The organism is Microbacterium sp. P2_F9, assembly GCF_056403635.1.
Genome location: NZ_JBFUFC010000376.1, coordinates 1 through 1,655 on the forward strand (window position 1 = coordinate 1; position 1,655 = coordinate 1,655).

Below are 1,655 nucleotides of genomic sequence, written 5' to 3' on the forward strand. Positions count from 1 at the left end.
AGAAGGAGAAGGTCGGCGGGACGTGCCTGCATCGCGGCTGCATCCCCACCAAGGCGCTGCTGCACGCCGCCGAAGTCGCCGAGACCGCGCGGTCAGCGGCATCCGTCGGCGTACGCGCCACGTTCGAGGCGATCGATCCGGCGGGCCTGCGCGCCTACCGTGAGGGCATCGTCGCGAAGAAGTTCCGCGGGCTCGAAGGGCTCGTCAAGGCGCGCGGGATCACCACGGTCACCGGCGAGGGAGCACTCGAGGCCGGGCTGGCCGTGCGGGTGGGCGAGGACCGTTACGTGGGGACGGATGTCGTCCTCGCGACCGGCTCGTACAGCCGGACGCTCCCGGGGCTGGACATCGGCGGCCGCATCCTCACGAGTGAGCAGGCGCTCGAACTCGACGAGATCCCCGCCCGGGTCATCGTGCTCGGCGGCGGGGTGATCGGGGTCGAGTTCGCGAGCGTCTGGCGGTCGTTCGGCGCCGACGTCACCATCATCGAGGCGCTCCCCCGCCTCGCCCCCGCCGAAGACCCCGCGCTGTCCAAGGGACTCGAGCGCGCGTTCCGCAAGCGCGGGATCGCCTACTCGCTGGGCGTGCGCTTCGCCACGGCGACCCAGACGGATGAGACCGTCACCGTGACTCTCGAGGACGGCAAGACGTTCGAGGCCGACTATCTTCTTGTCGCGGTCGGCCGCGGGCCGGCCACGAACGGGCTCGGCTACGAGGCCGCCGGCGTGGGGCTCGAACGAGGGTTCGTCGTCACGGACGAGCGGCTGCGCACCAGCGCCCCGCACGTCTGGGCGGTGGGGGACATCGTCCCGGGCCTCCAGTTGGCGCACCGCGGCTTCCAGCAGGGCATCTTCGTCGCCGAAGAGATCGCCGGCCTCACGCCCGTGATCGTGCCGGATTCGCAGATTCCCCGTGTGACCTACTGCAGCCCCGAACTCGCCTCGGTCGGGCTCACTGAGCCGCAGGCGGTGGCGCTGCACGGCGCGGAGCGCACCGTCGCCTACGAGTACAACCTGGCCGGCAACGGCCGCAGCGAGATCCTCGGCACCTCCGGGATCGTGAAGGTCGTCCGCGTCAAGGACGGTCCCATCGTCGGCGTGCACCTGATCGGCGATCGAGTGGGCGAACTCATCACCGAGGGACAGCTCGCGGTCGCCTGGGAGGCGCACCCCGAGGACATCGCGCCGTTCCTCCACGCGCACCCGACGCAGAGCGAAGCGCTCGGCGAGGCGTTCCTGGCCCTCGCGGGCAAACCCCTGCACGCCCTGTGATCCCCGAGCCCTGAAGCTCATCACTAAGCTAGACACGACATTTGCATTCCGAAGGAGACACACCCATGAGCACATCCGTGGTCCTCCCCGCGCTCGGCGAGAGCGTCACCGAGGGMACGGTCACCCGCTGGCTCAAGARSGTCGGCGACACCGTCCAGGCGGACGAAGGGCTGCTSGAGATCTCSACSGACAAGGTCGACACCGAGATCCCYTCGCCGWTCRSCGGCGTGMTCSAGGAGATCCTCGTSCAGGAGGACGAGACCGTCGAGGTCGGCGCCATTCTGGCCAAGATCGGCGATGGATCCGCGGCGCCTGCCGAGGCACCCGCGCCTGCCGCTGAGGAAGCCGCCGCCCCGGCCGCGGCCCCCGCGGAGGCCCAGCCCG

Annotated in this window: 2 protein-coding genes; both read left to right on the forward strand. The window is 70.6% G+C overall.

What is annotated here, in order from left to right:
• Positions 1–1,271, forward strand: a 1,271-nt coding sequence (locus tag AC1DVT_RS20135) for a dihydrolipoyl dehydrogenase (RefSeq protein WP_477391157.1), incomplete at its 5' end; no start/stop codon positions are given.
• Between the two features lie 65 nt (positions 1,272–1,336).
• Positions 1,337–1,655, forward strand: a 319-nt coding sequence (locus AC1DVT_RS20140; protein WP_477391159.1) for a biotin/lipoyl-containing protein, incomplete at its 3' end; no start/stop codon positions are given.